The sequence below is a fragment of the Pseudomonadota bacterium genome, from assembly GCA_039714795.1.
Lineage (GTDB): Bacteria > Pseudomonadota > Alphaproteobacteria > JAGOMX01 > JAGOMX01 > JBDLIP01.
In genome coordinates, this window is the sequence record JBDLIP010000183.1 from 1 (window position 1) to 1710 (window position 1710).

3 protein-coding genes are annotated in these 1710 nt (G+C 44.2%); 1 reads left to right on the forward strand and 2 read right to left on the reverse strand.

Annotated features, from left to right (window positions below; translation table 11 throughout):
- Positions 1 to 120: 120 nt before the first annotated feature.
- The gene (locus ABFQ95_08505; GenBank protein MEN8237555.1) at positions 121 to 780 is read right to left on the reverse strand and encodes a phosphoribosyltransferase; all 660 of its coding nucleotides are present in this window, start codon (positions 778 to 780) and stop codon (positions 121 to 123) included.
- 9 nt (positions 781 to 789) lie between these two features.
- Entirely contained in the window at positions 790 to 1110 is a 321-nt protein-coding gene (locus ABFQ95_08510; GenBank protein MEN8237556.1) for a four-helix bundle copper-binding protein, read from the reverse strand.
- A gap of 275 nt (positions 1111 to 1385) precedes the next feature.
- Here ABFQ95_08510 and ABFQ95_08515 point away from each other — a divergent pair, with 275 nt between their 5' ends.
- The gene (locus ABFQ95_08515; GenBank protein ID MEN8237557.1) at positions 1386 to 1631 is read left to right on the forward strand and encodes an AAA family ATPase; all 246 of its coding nucleotides are present in this window, start codon (positions 1386 to 1388) and stop codon (positions 1629 to 1631) included.
- The last annotated feature ends 79 nt before the right edge of the window (positions 1632 to 1710 follow it).

Below are 1710 nucleotides of genomic sequence, written 5' to 3' on the forward strand. Positions count from 1 at the left end.
ACTTTTGCTTATAAAGATGAGAGGTCAGGAGAGAAACTATACTGAGCCCCGTTTTTGCTGCAAATTCGTGGGGGCTCATTGCCGCCCCCACTAGCTTGCTACAGACCTGAATCTTAAAATTTAAGAGTTTTCCTTCACTGTTGTTCCTGTTTTTTCTAAAAACTGCAAAACTTCCGCATCCGTCAATTGCGGAAAGGATTGATACCATTGACTAACTGCAAACAGAAATTCAGATGAGCGCACGCACACAACTTGATCAACGTCTCTTTCCAATTCACGGCACATCGATGGTGAAGCGCCTGGGACTGCAACAATGATTTTGTTCGGATTTTGTTGTTTGATCGCTTGGATCGCTGCGTGCATGGTAGCGCCTGTGGCGATGCCATCGTCGGCTAGAATCACAATTTGGTCTTTGAGGCGGGGAGCCGGCTTGTCACCTCGATACACAAAATTGCGCCTTGCAAGTTCATGTTTTTCTTTTTGCAAAACTGCCTCAATGTCTTGCTTGGCAAGCGCCAGACTTTGCATAATCCCATCATTTAAATATACAACATCACCCAAGGCAATGGCTCCCATCGCCAATTCGGGCTGACTAGGAACTCCCAACTTGCGCACCAGAAAAATGTCGAGGGGTTGCTTGAGGTGACGCGCGATTTCAAAAGCAATCGGCACCCCACCCCGAGGCAACCCAAGCACAAGGACGTTAGGTTGATCTTGGTATTGTTCTAGAAGCGCCGCCAACAATTGTCCTGCCTGGCACCGATCCTTAAAGTCGAACACAAGATGAAACTAACGGCAGTCCGCAGCACACTGACGGCAAGCTTCAGCTGCTTTGCGAGCTGCTTGGGCACTGGCTATAGCATGCTCGTGATCCAAGTTTTCACAACGCTCTGCGGTTTCATCGCAAGTTTTTGCACAAAATTCAAACATATCGTGGTGTGCCTCACCGCGTGCACAAAGTCTTGCGGTGACATCACAAATGTCAGAGCAAATAATGCATGCTTCGCGATCACTGCATTGGGTTTTTGATTCACTTAATGCTTCATAAGCACAACGCTCGTTGGCTTTTACGGATTCAAAACAGGCGTCGATACATTGTTTGTAGATCATGAGAGCTCTCCTTAGAGTATTTGATTGGTTTGGACATCTTTAATTTTGAACAGAAAAGGTTAAGGTGTGTTTAATAAACTGAATTGTAACCTGAGTTTTGGATAAGAGGTACTTTGATCCGTTCGCTACCATAAAACTCAACATTTTGATTCAGCACGGGTATATAGGGCGTTGGGTACAAAATCGAGCTATTTCGCAAATCTACCATTTGCTTTTCGATTTGCGAAAAGCTAAATTAATAGTAGTGAGAAAAAGTCTTGGATGGAGCAATAATCATGATTCGACGCACTCTTGAAAAACAGATCTTAGAAATTCTGCGTATTTTTCCTGCAGTTTACGTAAATGGACCTAGACAGGCTGGTAAAACCACCCTTGTACGCGAGCTGTTGGCAAAAGAATTTAAAGGAAAATATGTAACCTTTGATGACGCACTGGAACGCATTACAGCTAAGAATAACCCAATGACGTATTTAGCTGATTGCGGCCATCCACTTATCATTGATGGCTCTTTTGCGTTTTGAGTGGGTAAGCTGAATTTTAGGTAGGCGAACAGCGTAGTTTCAGTTGGTAAAAATCCGAATTTCCAGCAAGTAAATAAAC

Bases quoted from the DNA above. Each gene is read 5' to 3' on its own strand.
- ABFQ95_08510 (MEN8237556.1), bottom strand. From the start codon at position 1,110: ATGATCTACAAACAATGTATCGACGCCTGTTTTGAATCCGTAAAAGCC.
- ABFQ95_08515 (MEN8237557.1), top strand. From the start codon at position 1,386: ATGATTCGACGCACTCTTGAAAAACAGATCTTAGAAATTCTGCGTATT.